Annotated in this window: 18 protein-coding genes; 8 read left to right on the top strand and 10 right to left on the bottom strand. The window is 68.4% G+C overall.

From position 1 onward, the window contains the following. Window positions 1-108: 108 nt before the first annotated feature. Both BACI71_RS09285 and BACI71_RS09280 read left to right on the top strand, forming a co-directional pair. Window positions 109-897 carry a hypothetical protein gene (locus BACI71_RS09285; protein ID WP_159757974.1) on the top strand — a complete coding sequence of 263 codons (789 nt, stop codon included), beginning with the start codon at window positions 109-111 and terminating at the stop codon, window positions 895-897. A 93-nt stretch (window positions 898-990) separates the two neighbouring features. Further along, window positions 991-1608 (top strand): YceI family protein, encoded by a 618-nt coding sequence (locus tag BACI71_RS09280; RefSeq protein WP_159757971.1) that lies wholly within the window; start codon window positions 991-993, stop codon window positions 1606-1608. 36 nt (window positions 1609-1644) lie between these two features. Here the strand turns inward: BACI71_RS09280 and BACI71_RS09275 are convergent, their stop codons facing one another. Together BACI71_RS09275 and BACI71_RS09270 are read right to left on the bottom strand one after the other, a co-directional pair. Then, on the bottom strand, window positions 1645-2010 hold the full coding sequence (locus tag BACI71_RS09275) for a hypothetical protein (RefSeq protein WP_159757968.1): 366 nt from the start codon (window positions 2008-2010) through the stop codon (window positions 1645-1647). 70 nt (window positions 2011-2080) lie between these two features. Next, window positions 2081-2470 (bottom strand): BLUF domain-containing protein, encoded by a 390-nt coding sequence (locus BACI71_RS09270; protein WP_159757965.1) that lies wholly within the window; start codon window positions 2468-2470, stop codon window positions 2081-2083. 239 nt (window positions 2471-2709) lie between these two features. Here BACI71_RS09270 and leuA point away from each other — a divergent pair, with 239 nt between their 5' ends. Beyond that, on the top strand, window positions 2710-4368 hold the full coding sequence (gene leuA, locus BACI71_RS09265) for a 2-isopropylmalate synthase (protein WP_159757962.1): 1659 nt from the start codon (window positions 2710-2712) through the stop codon (window positions 4366-4368). Then, window positions 4365-5027: an HAD-IA family hydrolase gene (locus tag BACI71_RS09260; RefSeq protein WP_236552917.1), complete on the top strand. Its 663-nt coding sequence runs from the start codon at window positions 4365-4367 to the stop codon at window positions 5025-5027. Before leuA ends, BACI71_RS09260 begins: the two co-directional genes overlap by 4 nt. Before the next feature lie 518 nt (window positions 5028-5545). Here BACI71_RS09260 and BACI71_RS09255 read toward each other — a convergent pair. Genes BACI71_RS09255 through BACI71_RS09245 form a run of 3 tightly spaced genes read right to left on the bottom strand, consistent with a single transcriptional unit; the run spans window position 5546 to window position 6990 of the window. Next, window positions 5546-5971 carry a DUF1178 family protein gene (locus BACI71_RS09255; protein ID WP_159757956.1) on the bottom strand — a complete coding sequence of 142 codons (426 nt, stop codon included), beginning with the start codon at window positions 5969-5971 and terminating at the stop codon, window positions 5546-5548. Window positions 5972-5987: 16 nt separating this feature from the next. Next, complete coding sequence (grxC, locus tag BACI71_RS09250) at window positions 5988-6245, bottom strand: glutaredoxin 3 (protein WP_159757953.1); 258 nt, start codon at window positions 6243-6245, stop codon at window positions 5988-5990. Between the two features lie 31 nt (window positions 6246-6276). Then, window positions 6277-6990 (bottom strand): ComF family protein, encoded by a 714-nt coding sequence (locus BACI71_RS09245; RefSeq protein WP_159757950.1) that lies wholly within the window; start codon window positions 6988-6990, stop codon window positions 6277-6279. 48 nt (window positions 6991-7038) lie between these two features. Here BACI71_RS09245 and BACI71_RS09240 point away from each other — a divergent pair, with 48 nt between their 5' ends. Further along, window positions 7039-7893: a class I SAM-dependent methyltransferase gene (locus tag BACI71_RS09240; RefSeq protein ID WP_159757947.1), complete on the top strand. Its 855-nt coding sequence runs from the start codon at window positions 7039-7041 to the stop codon at window positions 7891-7893. A 23-nt stretch (window positions 7894-7916) separates the two neighbouring features. Here BACI71_RS09240 and BACI71_RS09235 read toward each other — a convergent pair whose 3' ends face one another. From BACI71_RS09235 to BACI71_RS09215, 5 genes are all read right to left on the bottom strand, one after another. Next, window positions 7917-8303 (bottom strand): response regulator, encoded by a 387-nt coding sequence (locus BACI71_RS09235; protein WP_159761048.1) that lies wholly within the window; start codon window positions 8301-8303, stop codon window positions 7917-7919. Window positions 8304-8368: 65 nt separating this feature from the next. Then, window positions 8369-10744 (bottom strand): ATP-binding protein, encoded by a 2376-nt coding sequence (locus BACI71_RS09230; RefSeq protein ID WP_159757944.1) that lies wholly within the window; start codon window positions 10742-10744, stop codon window positions 8369-8371. Further along, window positions 10741-11892, bottom strand: coding sequence for an EAL domain-containing protein (locus BACI71_RS09225; protein WP_236552916.1), 1152 nt, complete (start codon window positions 11890-11892; stop codon window positions 10741-10743). Before BACI71_RS09225 ends, BACI71_RS09230 begins: the two co-directional genes overlap by 4 nt. 678 nt (window positions 11893-12570) lie before the next feature. Continuing rightward, on the bottom strand, window positions 12571-16800 hold the full coding sequence (locus BACI71_RS09220) for a translocation/assembly module TamB domain-containing protein (protein ID WP_159757941.1): 4230 nt from the start codon (window positions 16798-16800) through the stop codon (window positions 12571-12573). Continuing rightward, window positions 16800-18926: an autotransporter assembly complex protein TamA gene (locus BACI71_RS09215; protein ID WP_159761044.1), complete on the bottom strand. Its 2127-nt coding sequence runs from the start codon at window positions 18924-18926 to the stop codon at window positions 16800-16802. Before BACI71_RS09215 ends, BACI71_RS09220 begins: the two co-directional genes overlap by 1 nt. A 410-nt stretch (window positions 18927-19336) precedes the next feature. Between BACI71_RS09215 and BACI71_RS09210 the strand changes: the two genes are divergently transcribed. The 3 genes from BACI71_RS09210 to BACI71_RS09200 all read left to right on the top strand — a co-directional run bounded on the left by BACI71_RS09210 (window position 19337) and on the right by BACI71_RS09200 (window position 22620). Further along, window positions 19337-20503 carry an acyl-CoA dehydrogenase family protein gene (locus BACI71_RS09210; RefSeq protein WP_159757938.1) on the top strand — a complete coding sequence of 389 codons (1167 nt, stop codon included), beginning with the start codon at window positions 19337-19339 and terminating at the stop codon, window positions 20501-20503. Then, a complete protein-coding gene (locus BACI71_RS09205; protein WP_159757935.1) occupies window positions 20500-21273 on the top strand; it encodes an enoyl-CoA hydratase/isomerase family protein in 774 nt (257 codons plus the stop codon). The genes BACI71_RS09210 and BACI71_RS09205 overlap by 4 nt, the downstream gene beginning before the upstream one ends. Window positions 21274-21381: 108 nt before the next feature. Further along, window positions 21382-22620, top strand: coding sequence for an efflux RND transporter periplasmic adaptor subunit (locus tag BACI71_RS09200; protein ID WP_159757932.1), 1239 nt, complete (start codon window positions 21382-21384; stop codon window positions 22618-22620). Window position 22621: the final 1 nt, after the last annotated feature.

The raw sequence follows: 22621 nt of genomic DNA, 5'->3' as shown, positions 1-22621 counted from the left end.
CCCCAACCCCTCCCTTGAAAGGGAGGGGCTTTTTCCTCCCCCCACCTAACCGCTTTGTAACCGCGAAGCCGATTGCCGCCTGCGCCTGCCTCCTGTACTCGCGCGCAGATGCGGACGGCGACGTACCGAGCTTCGTCGTACCGGACCCGTCAGGACACGGGCAGCCGCGTCGTGTCGGTGCTGCTGGCGATCGGCATCGCGGTCGCGATCATCCTTGCGCTGCTCACCATGGGCGGCGTGGTGCACGGCGACTTCGGCGATGGACGCCGGCTGGTCAGCTTCGACGTGCGTGACGAGGGCGCGAAGCAGCAGAAATCGGAAACGCAAAAGGCGCAGCGCCAGCAGGCCGCGCCGACCCGGAGCGCGATCACCCCGCCGCGCGTCGTCACGCCGCGGCCGGTGCCGGCGCCGCCGCTCCCCGAGCAGCCGCTGCATCTGCCCGGTGTGATGATCCTCAACCACGCCGATTTCGCCGCCTCGGACATCGGCACGATCAAGGGCACCGCCGGCCCGTCTGCGAGCGGCAAGGGCGACAGCGGGCGCGGCGACGATACGCAGACCGTCGGGCTCGGTCCCGGCGGTGAGCCGCTCTACGCCGCCGAATGGTATCGCCGCCCCCGCCCCGCAGAGACGCAGCCGTACATGCCGCGCGGCAAGACCGGCTGGGGGATGGTCGCATGCCGGACCGCGCCGCGCTTCCATGTCGAGGATTGCCGCGAGCTGGGCGAGACGCCGGGTTCCGGGATCGGGCGCGCGCTGCGGCAGGCGGCGTGGCAGTTCCTCGTGCGGCCGCCGCGCAAGGGCGGGACCGAGCTGATCGGCGCGTGGGTGCGGATCCGCTTCGACATCATTCCGACCGGCGGACCGGAACCGGATCAGGAGCCTGCGGGCGAATAGCCCCCCGCGACGAAATGATCCGTTTCGCGCGCGGCGTCTTCGCAACGACGCGAAACTGTGGTGCAACGCCTACACAACAGGAGGATCAATAACATGCGTCCGATCATCGCCGCCGTACTCGCCACGACGCTTGCGGTACCCGCTGTCGCGCAGCTCGCGACCGCGCCGCAGCAACCCGGCCAGCCGCAGGCCTCGCGCGTCGCCGCAGGCACCTATCAGGTCGATCCGGCGCACACGCAGGTGACGTGGGAGGTCAACCACATGGGCTTCTCGATGCTGCAAGGGCAGTTCGGCGCGCAGGGCGGCTCGATCACGATCGACCCGAAGAAGCCGGCCGCGACCAAGGTCGACGTGACCTTCGCGATCAATAACTTGTCGGTCACGACGCCGCAGTTCGCCAATCACCTCAAGTCTGGCGACTTCTTCGACGCCGCTGCCAACCCGACCGCACGCTTCGTCTCGACCTCGGTGACGCCGCGCGGGCCGAACCGCGCAACGCTGAACGGCGACCTCACGATCAAGGGCGTTACCAAGCCGGTCGCGCTGGACGTCACCTTCGTCGGCGCGGGCACCAACCCGATGAGCAAGAAGGTCAACTTCGGCTTCACCGGCACCGGCACGATCAAGCGCAGCGACTTCGGCCTCGGCTATGCCGCGCCGGTCGTCTCCGACAACGTCAAGCTGACGGTGCAGGCGGCGTTCACCGCCTGACCGGCGTCCCGGCCCCGTCGTGCACGGGGCTGGGCGTTACTGACCCAGCGAGTAAGCCGCGCCGAACTTGCCGTCCTTGCGATGGCCGATGCTCCAGATCGCGGTCTTGCCGCCGGCAAATTTCACCGCATAGGTTTCGACCCGCGTATCGCCATCGCCTTCGGCCTTGATGAACGACGCCTCGCCGACCGCGCCCAGCGCGGTCAGCGCCGGCTGCATCTGCGGTAATTGTGCGCGGCAGGCCGACAGCAGCGGCTCGGCCAGCAAATCGTCCGGGCAGCGTCCTCCGGCCGTTTCGGCAAGCATCCGGCGCAGCGCGGCACCGTAATCTCTGGTTTCAGCCGCCGACGCCGCGGTCGCGGACGCCGCTGCGATCGCCGCGGCCATGATGATCGTACGCATCCCGTCACCCTCCCCCGTTATTTTGCGGGGCGGTTATCGCCGTGGCGCGTAGGGCGGGCAAGCGACGATGTCAGGCGGCGCGCGGCAGCTGGACGAAGCCGTCGAAGGTCGCGCGAACGGCCGGCGCCGCGGCCGCCACCAACGCGCGGACCCGCGCGACGAACGCATCGCCGCCCTCGCCTGTTGTGCGCTCGGCCATCGCCCACTCGCCGAATTCGCGCGCACTCACGTCACGGCACGACAGCACCACCATCGCGCGATGCCGCGGATCGGCAGTGATCCGCGCCAGCGTGCGCTCCACGTCAACCGGATCGCCCTCCAGCACCTGCAGGAAGCGCTTGCCGTTGGCATAGAGCAGCCCGGTCACGCCGTCGCGGGCATTGTTGCGGCGCGAGGTGGCGAGAATCACCGCGGTGTCGACCGGCCCGGTAGCGGTGCTGATATAAGTAATCTGTAACATGCAAACTCCCGTGACGACGGCAGATGACGGACAAACCTTGCTTTTTTCTCAAGCCATTCGATGTACTGGACAGCGGGGCGCCGCGCGCGCTACGCACGGCCGCGATGACGTGCCGCCTGGCCCTGCTTCTGCGACTTACGCGCCCTTAGGCGCGGACCCTCCGACGCGTGCATCGCACGCGCGACGCGCCTAAGGGCTGTTCCGACCTTCCCTGACGCTCCTGCACAAGAGAGCCCGTGATGTTGCGCGATCCTAGCCAGAAATATCGTCCCTTCCCGACCGTCGACCTGCCCGACCGGCGCTGGCCGGCGGCCACGATCACGCGCGCGCCGCGCTGGTTGTCGACCGATCTGCGCGACGGCAATCAGGCGCTGATCGACCCGATGGATGCCGAGAAGAAGACGCGCTTCTTCGACCTGCTCGTGAAGGTGGGGCTCAAGGAAATCGAGGTCGGCTTCCCGAGCGCAGGCGCGACCGAATTCGACTTCATCAGCGGGCTGGTGCGCGATGGCCGTATTCCCGACGATGTCGCGATCCAGGTGCTGACGCAGTCGCGCCGCGACCTGATCGCGCGCAGCTTCGAGAGCCTGGAGGGCGCAAAAACCGCGATCGTCCACCTCTACAATGCGGTCAGCCCGGCATGGCGCAAGATCGTGTTCGGGATGACGCGTGACGAGGTCAAGACGATCGCGGTCGAGGGCGCGAAAGTGCTGCGTGACGAGGCCGCCAAGCGCCCGGACACGCGCTGGCAGTTCGAATATTCGCCGGAAACCTTCTCGACCGCCGAGCTGGATTTCTCTGTGGAGGTCTGCGCGGCGGTGATGGAGGTACTCCGCCCGACCGCCGAGGCGCCGATCATCCTCAACCTGCCCGCGACCGTCGAGTGCGCGACGCCGAACGTCTATGCCGACCAGATCGAATGGTTCGGACGCAACATCCCGAACCGCGAGGCGGTGGTGATCTCGCTGCACACCCACAACGATCGCGGCACCGGCGTCGCGGCGGCGGAGCTGGGGTTGATGGCGGGCGCGGACCGTGTCGAGGGTTGCCTGCTCGGCAATGGCGAGCGGACCGGCAATTGCGATCTCGTGACGGTCGCGCTCAACATGTACACGCAGGGCACTGACCCGCAACTCGACCTGTCGAACATCGACGAGATCGTGAAGACGGTCGAATATGCAACGAACATCCCGGTGCACCCGCGCACGCCGTATGCCGGCGATCTGGTGTTCACCGCCTTTTCGGGCAGCCATCAGGACGCGATCAAGAAGGGCTTCGCCACGCAGGCCGCGCGCAACGACGATCTCTGGGAAGTGCCGTACCTGCCGATCGACCCCGCCGATCTGGGGCGCAGCTACGAAGCCGTCATCCGCGTCAATTCGCAGAGCGGCAAGGGCGGCGTCGCCTGGGTGCTGGAGCAGGACAAGGGGCTGAAGCTGCCGAAGCGGATGCAGGCCGATTTCAGCCGCCACGTCCAAGCGCTGGCCGACCGGAGCAGCCGCGAGCTGAACGCCGCCGACATCTGGGGTGCGTTCCAGCACGCCTATCTGCCGGGCGATGCCGATCGTTTCGTGCTGCGCGACTATGAGGAGACCGGCGCGACCGGCGAGCGCGTGTTCGTCGGGCGCGTCGCGATCGACGGCGAGGAACGCTCGCTGTCGGGGCGCGGCAACGGCCTGATCTCGGGCGTGATCGCCGCGCTCGCCGACAGTACCGGACCGGCACTGGACGTGGTCGATTATAGCGAGCACGCGATCGGGCATGGCGCGGGCGCGCAGGCGGTCGCCTATCTCGAATGCCGGACCGGCGACGGGCGAACGGTCTGGGGGGTCGGGATCGACAGCGACATCGCCACCGCCAGTGTCCGCGCGGTGCTCTCCGCGGCGAACCGCGCGTGACGCGCCGCTACGCCGCGTTCCTGTTCGACATGGACGGGACGCTCATCAACAGCATCCCGTCGGCGATCCGCGCGTGGACAGCCTGGGCCGAGCGGCACGCGATCGACGTCGAGGAATTGATGGCGGTGATGCACGGCGTCCGCGCGATCGAGACGATCCGCCGCTTCGCACCGCCGGGTGTCGATCCGCAGGCGGAGTTCGAGGCGCTGTTGCAGGCCGAGATCGACGATGTCGCCGATGTGGTCGAGATTTCCGGTGCCGCCGCCTTCACCCGCACGCTGCCGGCAGATCGCTGGGCGATCGTCACCTCCGCCCCGCGGTCATTGGCGGAAGTCCGGCTGCGCGCGGCGGGACTGACCCCGCCGGCCGTGATGGTGACCGCCGACGATGTCGAGCGTGGCAAGCCCGCCCCAGATTGCTTCCTGCTCGCCGCGGCGCGGCTGGGCGTCGCGGCCGGCGATTGTCTGGTGTGGGAAGATGCGCCCGCCGGGATCGCTGCGGGCGAGGCGGCCGGCGCGGACGTCATGGTCATCACCGCGACGCATCATGCCCGGCTTGAGACGAGGCATGGCAGCGTCGTGGATTATGACGCGCTGTCGGTCGAAGTCGCAGAGGACGGCGCGCTGTTGTTGAACGAGCGGATGGTGGCTGGCGCCTGACACTGCCCCCTCTTGCAATCATCAGGAGCGTAGCGAAGCAATCCCGAGCCGGACCACGACGTCCTGAATTGCTTCGCTGCGCTTGCAATGACGGCAACGGTAGCAACTGCACACGCCGCGACTTCTTCCTCGCAGATCCGATTGTCGCACGCCGTTCGCCCTGAGCTTGTCGAAGGGCAGATGACCGGGCACGTGTTCGACGGGCGCAGCACGAACGTTCAGGTGCGCGAGCCACACGAGAAGCGGCCAGAGCGGTTTCCGACCGATCTGCATCATCGTGACGGAGCCGATTTCGATTCGTGGCAAGGCGTGAGGAAGGAGCGGGCGGATGTTGCCCCGTGACTGACGAGCGACGCCGCCACGGGTCAACATCGGCCCGCCCCGAAGGGGTTGCGTCAGGAAGGCCGCTGGACGTCGTCGCGACGCTCGCAGGGAAATACCAGCCAATGCTTCGCCCCACTCCTCGCCAGCAACCTTCCTGACGCCATCACGATGATACAGATCGATCGGAGACCGCTCTAGTTCACCGTCTCCGGCGGGGTAACCGGCAGCGGGAGCGGCGCGATCGGGACGCCTTCGTCGGCGAGTTGCTTCGCCTCGGCGAGGCTCGCCTGCCCGTGAATCGGTGCATCCGGCTTGTCGCCGGCGTGCATCGCGCGCGCCTCGGCGGCGAAGTTGCCCCCGACCCAGCGCGAGCCGGCGAGCGCGCGGCGCTGCGCCTCGGCAACCTTGGCGAGCAAGTCCCTTGCTTCGGCGGGCGCGACACTGCGATTGCTCTTGGGCGCGACGTTCGGTGCCATTACCGCCTTGTCAATCTCGCCCGCGCCGCACGACGGACACGTCAGCAAGCCACGCGTCCGCTGTTCGTCATACGCAGCGGACGACGCGAACCACGCCTCGAACACATGGCCGTCGCGCGCGCAACGCAGATCGAAGACGATCATCGCATCGCGGCGCGGGTCAGCGGCCGAGCATTGCGTCGAGCTTGCCCGCACGCTCCAGCGCCGCGAGATCGTCCGAGCCACCGACGTGGGTGCCGTCGATAAAGATCTGCGGGACGGTGGTGCGACCACCGGCACGTTCGATCATCTCGCCGCGCTTTGCAGTGTTCATGCCGATGTCCGTCTCGTCGACCGCGACGTCTTTCGACGCCAGCAGGTTCATCGCGCGCGCGCAATACGGACAGAATGCCTTGGTGTAGATCTCGACGTGTGCCATCCACCCTACGTGTGATCGACAGCCCGCCCTGTCAATCGGTTGCGTCCTCGATCACCCGCGCCCAGGCAAGGATCGTCACCGATGCCGCCCCGGCGGCGCGCAGCACCTTGACGCACGCTTCGGCAGTCGCGCCGCTGGTATAAACGTCGTCGACCAGCACCAACGATGCCCCTCTCACCATCGTTCGGCCGCCCGGCGCGACGCGGAACGCGCCCGCGACCGTGGCCCGACGCTCGCGCGCGGAGCGATCACGCAGCGGCGGGGTCGCGCGATGACGCTCCAGCGCGTGCAGTGCGACGGGCACCTGCGCGCGGCGCGCCAGTTCGCTCGCGATCATCGCCGCCTGATTGTAGCCGCGGGACCAGATCCGGCGGCGATGAAGCGGCACCGGAACCAGGCATGTCGCATCGATGGGCAGATGGCGCTGCATCAGCGCCGCCATTGTCGCGGCATAGAAGGGCCGACCGCCATATTTGAGCCGCAGCGCCACGGTGCGCGCGATCTCGCCATAGGCGACCGCCGCGCGGACACCGGCGTGGCCGGGCGGATCGGCGAGGCAGGTCGCGCAGCGCGCGCCCTCACCACGATCGAACGCGAACGGCAGGTTGCAGCCCGCACACCACGGCGGTGCAAGGAAGCGCAGGCGCAACCAGCACGACGCACAGAAACGCCCCTGCCCCGCCACGGTGGCGCCGCAGCCGGGACAGCGCGGCGGCAGAACGAGATCGAGCAGGTGGCCGGGCACACCCGGCCTTGTGGCGCGCGCCGCGAACGGGCACAAGCCGCGCGCATCATGGCCTCCCCCGACATCTTCGACCGCGCCGCGCGCCGCCACCGCCGCGATCGTGCCGCCGGCGGCTATGCCGGGCATGATTTCCTGCGCGCCGCGATGATCGAGGGGATCGCCGACCGGCTCGACGTGGTGAAGCGCGACTTTAGCGACGTGCTCGATCTTGGCTGTTTCGACGCATCGTTCGTGCCGCCGGCCGGCACGCGGGTGGCACGCTTCGATCCGGGCTTCGCATTCGCGCGTGCGGCGGGCGGGGTGCAGGGCGACGAGGATCGCTTGCCGTTCGCCGATGGCGCGTTCGATCTGGTGGTCGCGGCGGGGACGCTCGACAGCGTCGGCGACCTGCCCGGTGCGCTGACGTTGCTCCGGCGGACCTTGCGCCCCGACGGGCTGTTCCTCGGCGCGTTTGTCGGCGGCAACAGCCTGTCGACGCTGCGCGCCGTGTTGCGTGAGGCCGAGGGGGAGCGGCCGGTCGCACGGCTGCATCCGCAGGTCGACCTGCGCTCGGCGGGCGATCTGCTGGTGCGGGCCGGGCTGACGCTGCCGGTCGCCGACAGCGAGACGCTGACCGTGCGATACGGTGCGTTCGGACGGCTGCTGGACGATTTGCGCGGCATGGCGGGTAGCAACGTGCTCGCCACCCGCCACGCGCTGCGCCGCGACGTGCTGGCGCGGGCGGCGGCGGCCTTTGCGGCGCGGGCGGCGCCGGACGGACGGACCGCCGAACGCTTCGACCTCATCTTCCTGACCGGCTGGTCGCCGTCGCCCGATCAGCCACAGCCGGCGCGGCGCGGCAGTGCGGGAACGTCGCTTGCGGCGGCACTGCGACCGACGCAGGCATCATCGGACCCCGGCTGACGCGCCGGGTAACGGCGTAGCGATCAGATCAGCGCGGCATCGCCATCCTCGGCCAGCAGGCGCCCCATCGCGTCGAAAAGCTCGTCCATCGCCACCGGCTTGAAGATCACGTCGTTGGCGCCCGCCGCGACGCAGCGCTGACGCAGGTCGACCGCGGTATCGGCGGTGACGACGATGATCGGCAGCCGGGCCTTAGCGTCGGTCCGGGCGCGGATGTGACCGATCGCGGTAAGCCCGTCCATGCCCGGCATTCGCAGGTCGATCAGCGCGATGGCGAAATCATGCTCGTCGATCAGCGCCAGACCGATCTCGGCGCTTTCGGCCTCCACCATCTCGACGTCGGCGACGTCCAGCATGTCGCGAACGACACGACGGTTCATTCTGTCATCCTCGATGAACAGCACCGTCATCGCCGCCATGTCTTGCCTTCCCTACATCACACCACGACGGCGAGGGCGCCGACCGTGAATGCCCGTCACGCGGCGTCCCTGACGGGGTGCCTGAGCATGGCACCTATTGCGTCCACCAACACCTGTTTGGAAACAGGCTTTTCGATAACATTTGTGATACCGGCCTCGGACACTTCCCTGCGCTCGTCATCCGTGAGTGCCGGGCCGAGCAAGGCAATTGGCGCGCCGTGAGCCGCGGCGACCAGCGTGGCGAGATCGGCGGGGATGCGGCCATACGTGCCCGCGTCGACCAGCACGCCGCGCGGTCGCACAGCCGCGACGCGGGTCACGGCGTCGTCAGCGTCGCAGAAGGTCACCAGCGGTTCGGCGGCGAAGAGGGCGCGCAGCATCGCGCGCGCAATCGGCTGGCGCTCGACGATCAGTAGTCCGCCCATGGCGACGACCGATGCGGGGGCGTCAGCAACGTGCAGCGGCACGTCGACCGTGAAGCGTGCGCCCTCGCCGGGCCGGCTCTCGACGGTGACGTCGCCGTCCATCGCGCGCGCGAGATTGCGGCAGATCGCCAGCCCCAGTCCGGTGCCGCCGAACCGGCGAGTGGTGCTGGCATCGGCCTGGCGGAACGATTCGAAGATGATCCGCTGGGTCGCGCCGTCCATGCCGATGCCGTTATCGGTGACCGTGATCAGCAGCCGCCCCTGCGCAGACGAGGCGTGAAGCGAGACGAGCCCGATCTCGGTGAACTTCACCGCGTTCGACAGGAGGTTGAAGACGATCTGCCGCAGCCGCGCCGCATCGCCCGCGATCCATTGCGGTGCATCCGCGACATCGACCTCGAAGCGCAATCCCTTGGCAAGCGCCGGGTCGCGCCACAGTCGCGCCGCATCCTCGAGCGTTGCATGCAGATCGAACGGCGCCGTCTCCAGCGTCAGCCGGCCGGTCTCGATCTTGGCCATGTCGAGGATGTCGTCGACGAGCGCGCGCATCGTCTGCCCCGCGCCATGCACGACGTTGAGCCGCTCGCGCACGAGCGGGTCGAGCGTCCGGTCGGCGATCATCACCTGTGTCATCCCGAGGATGCCGTTGAGCGGCGTGCGGATCTCGTGGCTGGTGGTGGCGAGGAACTCGGTCTTGGCCAGCGACAGCTTTTCGAGTTGCGCGTTGCTGGCGGCGAGATCGCGGTTGGCGGCACGCTCGCGGTTGCGGCTGCGCCCGATCAGGGCGAGTCCGGTGATGAGCAACGCGATCACGAGCAGCGTGGCGCCGACGACGCCGAACAGGATCAGTCGCTGCGACCGCGCGGTGGCGCGCTGAAACTCGATTGTTCGCGCCAGCCCGGCCGCCTTCAGCCGGGTGATCCGCAGTTCCTGATTCGCATAATCGAACCGCGCGGCCGCCAGCGCCGCACTGGTCGAGCGCGCGATCTCGGTCGCCTGCGCGTCCAGCCGCTGCATCGCGGCGAGGTGCGGCAGCGCCGCGGCGGGATCGTCAGTGGCGAGGAAGGTCCGGTATGCGACGTCGTGCGCGTGACGGTCGGCCAGCATCGTATGGCTCAGGTCGATCCCGGCGAAGCGTTGCTCGACCAGCCGCCGCGCGCGCGCGCGATCGCCGCTGCGCAACGCCACATCCGCCGCGGCCGCAAGCACCTGTGGCCGGATCGCCGCGGCATCGGGGCGACGGGCGATTTCCAGCGCTGCCTCGACGCTCCGCGCGGCGCCCGCGAGATCGCCGCCGCGTAACTGTGCCAGCGACAGGTCACCGAGCGACTGCGTCACGCCCGGCACGCTGCGCAGGCGGCGCGCGGCCGTCAGCGCCTCGCGGAACTCGTGCTGCGCCTCGGCAAACCGCCCGAGCGCAAGCAGCGCGTTGCCGCGTCCGCTCTCGACCGATACCGCAAGCCCGGGATCGTTGGGATAGCCGCCGTCGACCTGATCGAAGTAGCGCAGCGCCATCGCATGATCCTGCGCGCTCGCGTAGAGAAGCGCGATCAGGATCAATGCACGCGCCTGGCTGCGATGATCCTGCAACGCCACGAACATGCGGTGCGCGCGCTGGAGCGTCGACAAGGCGTCGGCAATCTGGCCGGCATCAGTGAGGGCCCCGCCCTGCGACAAGGTGATGTCAGCGAGCAATCGTGCTGCGGACGGCGCGTGCACCGCGACACGGCGCGCCTCATCGAGCGTGCGCAGCGCACCGCGCGGATCGCCGATCCGGACCTGCGCCTCGCCCGCCAGCCAGAGCAACGTCGCCTCCTCGACAGCGTCCGTTGCGGCCGGCGAAAGGCGTGCACGCGCCGCCTGCGCCAGCGACAGCGCCGCCTCGGGGTCGCTCGCCATGCGTTTCTCGATCGCGGCGATGTCGGCTGGCGCGGCCTGCACCGGCATCGTGACCAGCGCCAGCGCGGCGAGGACGGCGCCGAGCGCGGCCCGCGCCGACCGGCTCATCCGCGCTTCCACCCGGCAGCGCGGCGCGTGAACGAGCCACGTACATCCTGCGTCGCCTGGCGATGCTGTTCGGCAGCGAGGAAGACAGCCAGCGGCGCGAGGGCGAGCGGCGGGCTGATGAAATAGCCCTGCGCCATGTCGCAGCCCATCACGGACAGCAGCGCGAGCGCCGCCTGCGTCTCGACACCCTCGGCGACGACCTCCATGTCGAGCGCATGCGCGAGATCGATCGTCGAGCGCACGATCAGCGGATCGCGGTTTGAGCTGGTCAGCTGGGTAATGAACAGCTTGTCGATCTTCAGCTCGCACGCCGGCAATTGCTTGAGATAGGCGAGGCTCGACAGTCCAGCGCCGTAATCGTCGATCGAGATCCGCACGCCGATCCGGTCGAATTCGCGAAGGTGCGCGATCGCCCCGGCGGGATCGCGGATTACCGAAGTCTCGGTGACCTCGAACCCAAGCCGCGCGTCGGGCGCAGCGGTGATCGCCGCGCAGGCCAGCCGGACGAACTCGGCGTCGGCGAGCAAGTGGCCGGACATGTTGATGAAGATGCGGACGTCCTGCCCCAGCGCGCGCAGCGCGCGCTGGTCGGAGATCGCCTGCGTGATCGTCCAGAGCGTCAGCCGTTCCATCCGCTGGGCGCGTTCGGCAGCCGGCAGGAACTCGCCCGGAAGCACCAGTCCACGTTCCGGATGCGCCCATCGAACCAGAGCCTCCACACAGTCGATCGCCTGTCGGCGGATGTGCACCTTTGGCTGGTAATGGAGCACCATCTCACCGCGATCGAGCGCGTGTTCGACCTCGGCGACCAGGCCTTCGTCGACAGCGCCAGGCATTATGGCGGCGGGGACGGCGGCGGCCAGCTCGGCTTCTTCGAGCGCGGCCTCGGCCCGCTCGATCAGCAGCGTCGAGTCGCCATGGACTGAACCGATCGCACCAGCGGCCACCAATTTGGGTACACAAGAAAAATTGTCGATCTGTACCGGCGTGACGCACGCGGTCCGACAGATCGCGATGACGAGCGCCAGGGCGTCCTCCGTCGTCGCGGTGAAAGCGACTTCGATCACATCGCGCGAGACGGTCGCCACAACGGCGTCGGGAAGCGCCGCAACGATCCGTGCGACGAGCGCCTGCATCAGCCGTGGCATCACCACGACCCCCATATCCCTACGCAACACGTTGTAATCGCGAGCTTTTACCAAAACGCAGCCCCGCTGCCGCGCGGGTGGCACGGGGTCACCGTCAAGCGGCGTCAACGGAGCAAGATGGTACAGGCTGGCCATATCCTTCGCGATCGTAGAACCCACTCTTGAAGAATGACTTAAGTCGTCATGCCCGATGGTGAATAAAGGGTTAACACCATTGAGCCATGCCTAACGATCAATTAAGTAGAAGTCACCCTTCGGGGGGTCACATAAGGGAGAGACCCATGCTCGCTTTCATCGTCGCGCTTGCTGTCGGTATCGTCATCAAGCCCTGGTAATTCCAGCGGCGGTCCGGTCTGACGACAGGACCGCCGAACCAGCGACGGGCAGTGGCGATGCCATGCGCGCGAGTATGAGCAATCGGGCCGCCCAGAAGCGGCCGTCGACGCGGACCCGGCGCCTTTCCTGCATTTTCGGTGACCGCCTGCCCGCTTCCGTTGTCCCGGACATGATCCGGAATTCCGCTTTCTACACGGGCCGCCAACCAGAAGCAGAGCTCCTGATCAGGTCCGGGCGACGAGCCCGGCGTCTTTGCCGCTATACCGCGGGAACCCCGGCTTTCACTTCATCGCAGCGGGCGTGACCAAGCGTCGCCCCGGATCGCGTCCGGGGCGACGGAGATTACCAGTCGCGCGAGTAACGGAGCTGGACGTTCGAGCCGCCGAACGACCCGGCTTGCGACAACAGGCTGATCGACCTGGTCAGCGCGATCGTCAGCTGGGTGGCGGTGAAGCCGCGGGCATCGGTGACGATCTCGATATAGATATCGTTCGTCAGATACTTGCCCGCCGCCAGCGCCGAGCCGCGCCCGCTCGCCTCATCCGCGCCGAGGATGCGCAGCCGGTCGAAGCCGGTCGCCGAGCGCAGCTTGCCGAGCGGGTTGAGCCCGCCACCCGACCCGCGCAGCGAATTGAGTGCGGAGGCAAGTTGCAGCGCCTCCGTGGCCGACAGGTTCTCCGGGTTGGTGCCGAAGAGCAGGCGGCTGAGCACCTCGTCCTGCGGCAGCGACGGGGTCGAGGTGAACGCGATCTGCGGGCGCTGTCCGGTGCCGGTGATGTTGATGTTGAACGTCACGCCATCGTTGCTGGTGGTGGCGAGGATGTTGATGTCCGGATCGGTGAGCGCCGCGCCGCCGCGGAAGCGCACCTGCCCGCGCGACACCTCGAAGCGCTTGCCCGCGAACGAATAGGTGCCGCGGACCAGATCAAGCCCACCGCCGATCGTCGGCGCCGCGCTGGTGCCGCCGATGCGCAGGTCCATCGACCATTCGCTCTCCAGCCCCATCCCCGAGACGAACAGCTGGTTGTCGGCGTGGACGCGCAGGTCGAGCTTGAAGAGCCCCACCGCCGGTGCGGCGGGACGGTCGGTCGGCTTACCGGCGCGCGGCGTATCGCTCTTGCGGCGGATGCCGGTCAGCTCGGGCACTTCAGCAGCGCCCTGACGGATGATCTCGTAACGCGCGTTGGGGACGAGGATGTCACCCGAGATCAGCCCGCCGTTGGCATTGTTCTGGATGCGGATGTCGCCGGTGGCGGTCGCGCCGAGCGCATCGGACTTCGCCAGCCGCGCGTCGCGCATTGCCACCCGGACGTCGAGCGGGAAGCCCTGCGCGGCGGCGAGGCTGACATTACCCTGCGCCTGCACGGTGCCGTCGCCGGCCTTGGCCTGAAGCTGCGACAGCTCCAGCCGGTCGTTGTTGAAGCGCGCACCGATCCGCATGTTGGTCAGGCGGGTGCCATAGGTCTCGTTGGTGTAGGTAAGATTGTCGGCGCGGATCAGGCCGTTGATGCGCGGCGCACCAACCGTTCCGCCGAAGTCGGCCGCGATCGCGATCGGTCCCGACAATTGCTGCTCGGCGAGCCCGGCGAGGCTGAACAGCACGCCAGACGGCCCGTTGTAGCGGATCCCGCCCGACAGCGGCCCCTGCATCAGCCGCGTCGTCCAGCTGCCGCTGCCGGTCGGCGTCAGCGTCGCGACCATTCGGCCGACGGGAGTCCCGCCGCGCTTGATGAGCGCCCGCCCCTCGCCCGCGGCACTGGTCAGCCGGCCCTGGAAGACCACGTCGACCGGCTCGGACACCGAAGTGAGGCTAGAGCGGGTGAAGTTTGCGATGTTGACGCGCGCGTCGGCTGTCGGGAACGCCTGACCGGCCTGCTGGACATAGTCGACGCTGCCGGTCGCCTGCCCGCCGAGCCCGAGATTGGGAACGAGCGCGTTGAGCAAGGCGAGGTCGAGCCGGTCGAGCCGCAGCTGCGCCGTGGTCGCACCGCCGCCGAACTTGCCCGCGAGCCGCATCGAGCCCCGGTCGAAGTCGAGGCGTGCCGGATCGAGGCGGTAACCCTTGCCGTCAGGCACGATACGGGCGGGGGAAGCGGTGCGGAAGTTGACACCATTGGCCGCGCCTTGCAGCGCCACGAGGTATTGTGACGGCGACAGCTGCGCATTGGCGGCGAGGCGGAACGGCACGCTGTTCGAGCCGGTCAGCAGCGCCTGCGCAGCGCCCGAGCCGTTGGCGTAGTTCACCCGCACGCGCCCGGTCTCGATCACGGTCGCGCCATAACGCATGTCGGCGACCTGCGCGTCGGCGCGGACCTGCGGCTTGTCGTAGAGCACGATATCGGCGTTGATGAGCGCGCGCCCGATCGTGAAGTCGACCGCGCCCGGGATCTTCGCGGCGAGCGCACGCGCGTTGACGCTGGCGCGCTGATACTTGCCCTGCGCACCCAGTGTCGCGAGGCCGTTCAGCCCCTGACCGTTGAAGCGCACCTGCCCGGCGAACGGCCCGGCGGCGGTCTGGACGACACGCCCCGCGAACTGCACGCCCGCGAACAGCACGCGGCGGATGTCGACCGCAAGCTGCTTGCCCGGCGTGACCAGTACGTCGGCGTTGAACGGCCCGTAATTGGTGCCGCCGGTCGCATTGACCTGATACGAGCCCCCGCGGCCGACCACACGCGCGTCGAGATTGGCAAGCCCGATCCCGACCCCCGGCCGTGGCGCGCGGAGCCGCACCACCGGCGCGGTCGCCGAACCGGTGACGCGCGCGAACAGCGGACCATATTGCCTGGAGTAAGCGTCGGCATCGACCAGCAATGCGCCGCTTGCCGGATCGAACCGCCCCTGCCCGCGCGTAATGCGGAACAGCGGCGCGTTCATCTTCAGACTCTCAAAGGTGACCACACCCTCGGGCGAATAGCCGAAGCGCGTGCTGAGCACCGCATTGCCGCCGAGGAAGTTGCGTGCGCCCTCGTTGAACAATTGCTTGGTCTGCACCGCGACGCGGCCGCTGATCCCGAACCCGCCGCGCGCGCCGGGTACCAGCTTCGCATCGGTCTGGATGTTGAGGATGCCGACGCTGTCGACGCGGAAGTTGTTGACGCGTCCCTGCAATCCGCCGGTGTAGCGGCCGGTTTCCATATTGGCGGCGATGATCGCGGTGGCGTCGATCGTGTCGGAGCGAATGCGCAGATTGTCCGACAGGATGTTCGGCATCTGGATCGCCAGGTCACCATCGATCCGCGCATTGGTGGTGAGCCCGCCGAGCGCCGGGTTGAGCCCTGCGATCCGCTTCGCGCGCGCATGGACCGGCACGAGGATGCGGTCGCTGTTCACGCGTGCCAGCCCCTCGGCGTACAGATTCTCGACGCTCATTTCGCCGAAGCCGAGCGAGGTGGCACGAACCTTATAGTCCACCGTCGGCGTCGCGAACGCGCCGTTCAGCACGACGCGCGCCAGTACGTCACGCCCGCGCACGTTAGGGGCGATCGCGCCGGGTGTCAGCAACTTCGCGTCGACCGCAAAATTGCCGAAGCGGCTGTTCTTGAGGTCGAGCATCCCGCCCGCGTCGACCGCCAGCGCGCTGGACGTCAGCTTGATACGCGTGTCGGCGCTGCGTTCGCCGAGCGTGACGTCGGCGGCGACCTGCAAGGCCGGGGCGGTCAGCCGCTCCACCGGGCCTTCGAGATAGAGGCCGGGGCGCGTGGGGCCGCGCACCTCGAAATGGCCGTTGCGCGCGGTGAGCGCGAGGTCGGCGAGTTGCCCGCCGCCGAGCGTGGCCAGCGCGCGACCCTGCCACGACGCCCAGCTGCCACGCCCGGTAACGGTCGCGGTCAGCGGCGCCTTCAGCCCGCCGAGCTGCGCGACCATCCCGCCCGCCGGGGCGGTGAGGCGCACGTCGACGTCGAGCTTGTTGTCGTCGGGAACCGCCTCGATCTTGACGCGCGCGACATCGCCACCGGCAACACCCGGGGCGCGGAGCGTCACCGCATCGACCAGCAATTGCGCGCGGCGATCGGCGATATGCGCCTGACCGTCGAAGCGCGCGATGTGGCGTGCGCCAGACACCGGCGGCTCCATGACGAAGCGCGCGACTTGCAGGCGGTTGATGTCGATATCGAGATCAGGGAGAAGGGGCGCGTTGGGGTCGGTCGGCTCGGTCGACGGCTTCAGCTCGGGATTGCGGCGCAAGGTGATGAGCTGGCTCGACACCGAGCGCACGTCGACGTGATTGTTGATGAACGCGAACGGCCGCCAGTCGACGTCGAGCCGCGGCGAGGTGAGGAATACGCCCTTGGGGTCGCTGACCCGCACGTCGCTGAGCCGCATCTGGCCGTAGAGCGATCCGTCGACGCGCCCGACCTTGATGTTGAGCCCCGAGGCGGTGGTGTAGCCGCCGATCTGGTCGGCGACGAAGCGACGGCCCGGATCGGTGTTGATCCCCAGCACAATTGCGACGACGAGCACGAGCAGGCCGAGAATCGCGATGCCGATCCACTTGAGGATGCGCAGCCACACGGGGCGGCGCTCCACCACGATCGTGCCCTCGCCCGGCGCCAGCGTCTCGTCAGTCATCAGAACGCCTGCCCGATCGAAATGTAGAGCGCGACCTTGGCATCGCCGGGTCGCGGGTTGAGCGGCGTCGCCACGTCGACGCGCATCGGGCCGAAATTGGTGTAGAAACGCCCGCCGATGCCCGCGCCGAAGCGCAGGTCGCTGCCGTTCGGCAGGGTGCTTTCATAGGTGTTGCCGCCGTCGATGAACGGCACGATCCCGAAATTGCCGAAGCGATAGCGCGCCTCGAGCGAGAATTCGTTGAGGCTGCGGCCGCCGATCGGACGCAGGTCCTTGACCTCGTCGCGATCCTTGTCGTCGGGCACCAGCGAGCTTTCGGGTTCGAGCGGCCCAAGCCGCTGGAAACCGTAACCGCGCACCGACCCGCCGCCGCCGCCGTAATAGCGCCGTGATGGCGCAATGTCGTCGCGCGCGATCCCGAAGATGCTGCCGGCGCGGACACGTCCCGCGATGACGAGGCTGTCGGAAACCGGATAATAAGCGGTCGCCTCGACGAGGCTTCGCCCATAGGGCCGCACTGAACCCTGCACCGAGGTCTCGGGACTGAGGCTCAGCTTCAGGCGATAGCCGCGGGTCGGGTTGAGCAGATTGTCGGAAGTGTCGAACTGCACCTGCCCCGGCAGCGCGAGCACGCCATAGGTGCGGCGGACGCGATCGTTCTCGGCGAAGTCGAAAACGCTTTCGTTCGTGCCGACCAGCTCGAAGCCATAGGCGTAGGTGAACTTCTTCTGCCAGATCGGAGTCGAATCGTAGGAGATCCGCCCCGATAGCGTGCCGGTGAACGCCTCGAACGCGTCGTAATTGGCGCGCAGCGCGCTGGCGACCACCGTCACGGTGCGGTCGCGCTTGCCGGCGTTCTGGCGGCGGAAGGTCGCCGACAGGCCCTGCTGCTGCGTGCCCGCGATCGCGCCGAGGATCAGCGCGCCCTCGGGCGGGAAGCGATTGCGGTTGGTGAACGTGCCCTCGACCGTGACGCCCTGCCCGGTCTGGAAGCCGGCGCCGCCCGACAGGCTCTTGGCAGGCCCGCGCGTCTGGCGGACCATCAGGTCGACCTGCTCCGTACCGTCCGGCAGGACCGTGCCGGTGCGGACCGGCTGGACCCCGACGCCGTTGAACAGCCCGGTCGCGACCAGCGCCTCGCGCAGGTCATCGGCCTTGCGATTGTCGTAAAGCTCGCCCTGATCGAAGCGCGGGAAGACGTTGAGGTGCTTGAGGTCGAACACCGGCTCGCCCTCGGTGCGCAGCACGCCGAACGACGAGCGCGGGCCGGTGTCGACCGGCAGCGTATAGTCGCCGCGCGCCGTCTGTTCGTCGAGCAGGATGTCGCGCTCGCCGACCTTGACGAACGGATAGCCCTGTTGCGGCAGCTTCAGGCTGACATTCGCCTCGGCGCCCTGTACGCGCAGCGCCTCGATCGGATCGCCGGTGCGCAGCGGCAGTTCGCGTCGGACCAGATCGGGCGGCGTGGTCGGATCGGCCTTCACCGTGATCGTGCCGAGCTTGTATTGCTGCCCGGGCGTCGCGCTGACGATCGCCTTGATCTTCTGGTCGGCGCCGGGGACGGTTTCGATCGTCGAGATTGCGGTCGCGTCATAATAGCCGAGCGACTTCATCAGCCGCACCGCGAGCTGCTCGTCCTCGCGCCCGCGCGCCGCGACTTGCGTGGCATTGTCGGCCTTGCCCTTGCCCTCGCGCAGCGCCGACAGCGAGTTGAACTCGTCGGTCAGCCCGAGCGGGTCGAGCCCGCGCACCTCGTTGGTGTAGCGGATGTCGGGCGCGTTCTCGTCCTTGACGTCGGCGACCGAGCGCAGCGGCTCGGTATTGAAGGTCGACAGTGGTTCGAGCGGTTGGGCGAGTGCGGGGTCGACCGCGGGTGTCGGCGGCAGTGCGCCTGGGGTGATCGGCTGTTGCGCGGCGGCGTCCGCGGCGGGGGTGGTCGTCGCCGGCGTGGTGGCGTCGGCCGGCATCGGCTCCAGCGGCGCGTTGATGTCGCCGGAGAGCGGCGGCAGCGCCTTGTCGAACTCGGCATCGGGGACGATCGGCGCGTCATTCTGCGGATCGGCGGCGGGCCGCGTCTCTCGCGGCGCATCTGGCCCACGCGCCGGGGCGGTGCCCGGCGTCTGCATCTGGGCCTGCGCCTGTCCGGCGATCAACGCGATCCCGGCGCTGGCCAGGAGCAAACGGAAATGACGTACCGAAGAAACCAAGAACAACGCCCCTTTGCACGAGAGAGTCCGGCAATCCGGTTCTGGTCTCCCGTGCCACAGCAACGATCCACCGGCGAAACGGTTGCGAGGGCTAGGTAGACGACGTCCGGGATTCCGTTACGGCCCCCCGCCGTCCCCGATCTGCACATTGCTTTCCCCCGTCACCCCGGACTTGATCCGGGGCCCAGCTTCTTCCTGCGACCCTCGAAAAGAGGAAGCGAGATCCCGGATCAAGTCCGGGATGACGGCGGGGGGAGCCATCATCGACGCCGCTGGCGCACGCCCCGTCAAGCGCTTAGAGCCGGCGGCAACGAACGCTGGGAGAGCGCATGAATTTCGATCTCGACGACGATCACCGCATGATCGCCGAGCTGGTGCGGCGCTTCGTCGATGACGAGCTGGTGCCACTGGAGAACGGCCTGCTGGAGCGCGACGCCCGCGGGCACGGGCTGGAGCTGACCGCGGACGAGCGCGCAAATGTCGATCGTATCTCGCGCGAGCTGGGGCTGTGGGGGCTTGATGCGCCGGCCGATGTCGGCGGGACCGACCTGCCCGCAGTGGCGATGGTGGCGGTCAACGAGGCGCTGGGGCGGACGATCGCGCCGTGGACGCTGCCGCCCGACAGCCCGAACCTGCGGATGCTCGCCGCCACCGTCGACGACCGCCAGCGCGAGGCGTATCTCGCCCCCTATGTGCGCGGCGAAACGATTTCGGCGATCGGCATTTCCGAGCCCGGCGCGGGCTCCGACCCCGCCGGCATGAAGACGACCGCGGTGCGCGACGGCGACGACTGGGTGCTCAACGGCCGCAAGATCTGGATCACCAAGGCCGATCGCGCCGATTTCACGATCGTCATCGCGGTGACCGACAAGGAAAAGCGCCAGCGTGGCGGGATGAGCGCGTTTCTGGTCGACCGCGATGCGCCCGGCTTCTCGGTCGTGCGCCCGATCCCGATGATCGGCGGCGAGACCACCTATGAGGTCGCGCTCGACGATTGCCGCGTGCCGGGGTGGAAGTTGCTGGGCACCGAGGGTCAGGGGTTCGCGCCGATGCAGCTTCGCCTCAACACGCGCCGCGCCGAGATGGCGGCGAATGCGATCGGGATGGCGGCGCGCGCGCTCGACATGCTGGTCGACTATGCCCCGCAGCGGACGACGTTCGGCAAGCCGTTGAGCGAGCGACAGACGGTGCAGAACTGGGTCGCCGATGCCGCGATCCGCATCCATGCCGCGCGGCTGATGGCCTATGATTGCGCGTGGAAGATCGATCAGGGTCGCAACGCGCGCACCGAGGTGTCGATGCTCAAGAGCTTCGCGCTGGAGATGGCGTGGGAAGTGCTCGACCATGTCATGCAGGCGTTCGGCGCGATGGGGATGACCCGCGAACTGCCGCTGGCGCAGATGGCGGCACGCATCCGCCTGATGCGGATCTACGACGGCCCGACCGAGATCCATAACTGGGTTGTGGCCCGCAACCTTCTGGGAACCCGCGCATGAAGCAGCATCTGTCCGTCATTCGAGACGCGTCGACCCATGTCGCGACCGTCGTCATCGACCGCGCGCCGCACAATCACGTCAATGCCGCGCTGATCCATGCGCTCGCCGACGTCCTCGACGAACTGGACACCGATGCGGAGGTGCGCGCGGTAGTGCTGGCGACCGAGGGGCGCGTGTTCTGCGGCGGCGCGGACCTGACCGGCGACAAGCCGCTGGTCGACGAGCAGGGCGAGAGCGAGACGCCGGCGCTGTATCGCGGGGCGGTGCGGCTGTTTTCGGCGAAGAAGCCGATCGTCGCGGCGATCCAGGGCGCGGCGGTCGGTGCCGGGTTGGGGCTCGCACTGGTCGCCGACTTTCGCGTCGCCGCGCCCGAGGCGAAGTTCTCGGCCAATTTCGTGACGCTCGGCTTCCATGCAGGGTTCGGAATCAGCCTGACCCTGCCGCGCGTGATCGGCGGACAGCACGCCAGCCTGATGCTGCTGACCGGACGGCGCGTGAAGGCGGACGAGGCACTCCGCTACGGGCTCGTCGACCAGATCGCGCCCGACGCGCTTGTGGCGGCGCAGGCGTTGGCCGTCGAGATCGCCGCCAATGCGCCACTCGCGGTCGAGGCGACGCGCGCGACACTGCGCGCGGGGCTGGCCGAGGCGGTGCGCGAGCGGACCGAGCATGAGCGCGCCGAGCAGGACCGGCTGATGCAAACCGACGATTTTCGTGAGGGATTGAAGTCGGTTGCTGAGCGGCGACCGGGACGTTTCCGACGGACCTGACGAATAAATGTTCGCCGGTGCGAAACATTTGCGACAAATAGCGCTTAGCCGAGGACACCCTCGGGTTCGGACAGGCACAGAGTGACAAGAAATTTGACGGTACGGCGGATGCGCGCTGCGGCCGGGCTGGCGAGCCTTGCGGCAGCGCTTGCCCTGTCCGCCTGTAGCGGTGGCAGCGACAGCGGACAGGCCAAGGGCAAAAGCGGCGCAGGCGGCCCCGGCGGCGGCGGACCGACCACGGTCGGCTATGTCGTGGTGCAGCCGACCGCGGTGCCGACGATCAGCGAACTGCCCGGCCGGACCGTCGCCTACGAAAGCTCGCAGGTCCGGCCGCAAATCACCGGCGTGATCCAGAAGCGCTTCTTCACGGAGGGTGCGCTGGTGAAGCGCGGCCAGCCGCTCTATCAGATCGACCCGTCGCTCTATCGCGCCGCCGCCAATCAGGCGCAGGCCAATGTCGCCAACGCGCAGGCGACGTTCGCCGCCGCCAAGATCCGCGCCGACCGCTACAAGCCGCTCGCCGAGATGGAAGCGATCAGCGCGCAGGATTATACCGACGCCGTCGCGCAGCAGCGGCAGGCCTCGGCGCAGATCGGCGTCAACAGCGCGCAGCTCGACAGCGCGCGCGTCAACCTGCGCTTCACGACCGTCCCTGCGCCGATCACCGGGCGGATCGGACGCTCGCTATTCACGGTCGGCGCCTTGGTCAGCGCGACGCAGGCCGATCCGCTCGCGACGATCCAGCAGCTCGATCCGATGTTCGTCGATATCCAGCAATCGAGCACCAACCTGCTCGCATTGCGCCGCGCGCTCGCGGCGGGTGGTGCCGCCCCGGCGCGCGCCGAGGTGACACTCAAGCTGGAGGACGGCAGCGATTACGGGATCAAGGGCACGGTCGAGTTCGCCGAGGTCGTCGTCGACCAGAGCACCGGCACGGTCACGCTGCGGGCGCGCTTCCCGAACCCGCAGGGTTTGCTGTTGCCGGGCATGTTCGTACGTGCCGAGTTCGCGCAGTCGATTCTGAAGAACGCTTTCCTCGTGCCGCAACCCGCGATCAGCCGCGATGCCAAGGGCAACGCGACCTTGTTCGTGGTCGGCGCGAACGGCAAGGCCGAGCAGCGCAACGTCAAGGCCGACCGCACGCAGGGTGCCTATTGGGTGGTCACCGACGGGCTGAAGCCCGGCGAGAAGATCATCACGCAGGGCCTCGCCAACCTGCGCCCCGGCGCACAGATCCGCGCGGTGCCCGCCAATGCGCCGCAACCGGTCAAGGCCCCCTCGCCTGAGGAAATGAAGAAACAATCCGGTGGCGGTAGCGGTCAAAGTGGCCGGGGCAAGGCGGGCTAAG

It is taken from the genome of Sphingomonas sp. 8AM (genome assembly GCF_902506455.1).
Taxonomy (GTDB): Bacteria; Pseudomonadota; Alphaproteobacteria; order Sphingomonadales; family Sphingomonadaceae; genus Sphingomonas.
The sequence above is the reverse complement of the archived record's forward strand: the minus strand, read 5'-3'. Positions and strand labels throughout refer to the sequence as shown.

What these genes read in the sequence shown, in the direction of transcription:
- BACI71_RS09205 (WP_159757935.1), top strand. Translation starts at nt 20,500, where the DNA reads ATGAAGCAGCATCTGTCCGTCATTCGAGACGCGTCGACCCATGTCGCG.
- BACI71_RS09235 (WP_159761048.1), bottom strand. Translation starts at nt 8,303, where the DNA reads ATGACGGTGCTGTTCATCGAGGATGACAGAATGAACCGTCGTGTCGTT.
- BACI71_RS09275 (WP_159757968.1), bottom strand. Translation starts at nt 2,010, where the DNA reads ATGCGTACGATCATCATGGCCGCGGCGATCGCAGCGGCGTCCGCGACC.
- BACI71_RS09215 (WP_159761044.1), bottom strand. Translation starts at nt 18,926, where the DNA reads ATGCAGACGCCGGGCACCGCCCCGGCGCGTGGGCCAGATGCGCCGCGA.
- BACI71_RS09255 (WP_159757956.1), bottom strand. Translation starts at nt 5,971, where the DNA reads ATGATCGTCTTCGATCTGCGTTGCGCGCGCGACGGCCATGTGTTCGAG.
- leuA (WP_159757962.1), top strand. Translation starts at nt 2,710, where the DNA reads ATGTTGCGCGATCCTAGCCAGAAATATCGTCCCTTCCCGACCGTCGAC.
- BACI71_RS09220 (WP_159757941.1), bottom strand. Translation starts at nt 16,800, where the DNA reads ATGACTGACGAGACGCTGGCGCCGGGCGAGGGCACGATCGTGGTGGAG.
- grxC (WP_159757953.1), bottom strand. Translation starts at nt 6,245, where the DNA reads ATGGCACACGTCGAGATCTACACCAAGGCATTCTGTCCGTATTGCGCG.
- BACI71_RS09225 (WP_236552916.1), bottom strand. Translation starts at nt 11,892, where the DNA reads ATGCCACGGCTGATGCAGGCGCTCGTCGCACGGATCGTTGCGGCGCTT.
- BACI71_RS09240 (WP_159757947.1), top strand. Translation starts at nt 7,039, where the DNA reads ATGGCCTCCCCCGACATCTTCGACCGCGCCGCGCGCCGCCACCGCCGC.
- BACI71_RS09285 (WP_159757974.1), top strand. Translation starts at nt 109, where the DNA reads ATGCGGACGGCGACGTACCGAGCTTCGTCGTACCGGACCCGTCAGGAC.
- BACI71_RS09200 (WP_159757932.1), top strand. Translation starts at nt 21,382, where the DNA reads ATGCGCGCTGCGGCCGGGCTGGCGAGCCTTGCGGCAGCGCTTGCCCTG.
- BACI71_RS09280 (WP_159757971.1), top strand. Translation starts at nt 991, where the DNA reads ATGCGTCCGATCATCGCCGCCGTACTCGCCACGACGCTTGCGGTACCC.
- BACI71_RS09230 (WP_159757944.1), bottom strand. Translation starts at nt 10,744, where the DNA reads ATGAGCCGGTCGGCGCGGGCCGCGCTCGGCGCCGTCCTCGCCGCGCTG.
- BACI71_RS09270 (WP_159757965.1), bottom strand. Translation starts at nt 2,470, where the DNA reads ATGTTACAGATTACTTATATCAGCACCGCTACCGGGCCGGTCGACACC.
- BACI71_RS09210 (WP_159757938.1), top strand. Translation starts at nt 19,337, where the DNA reads ATGAATTTCGATCTCGACGACGATCACCGCATGATCGCCGAGCTGGTG.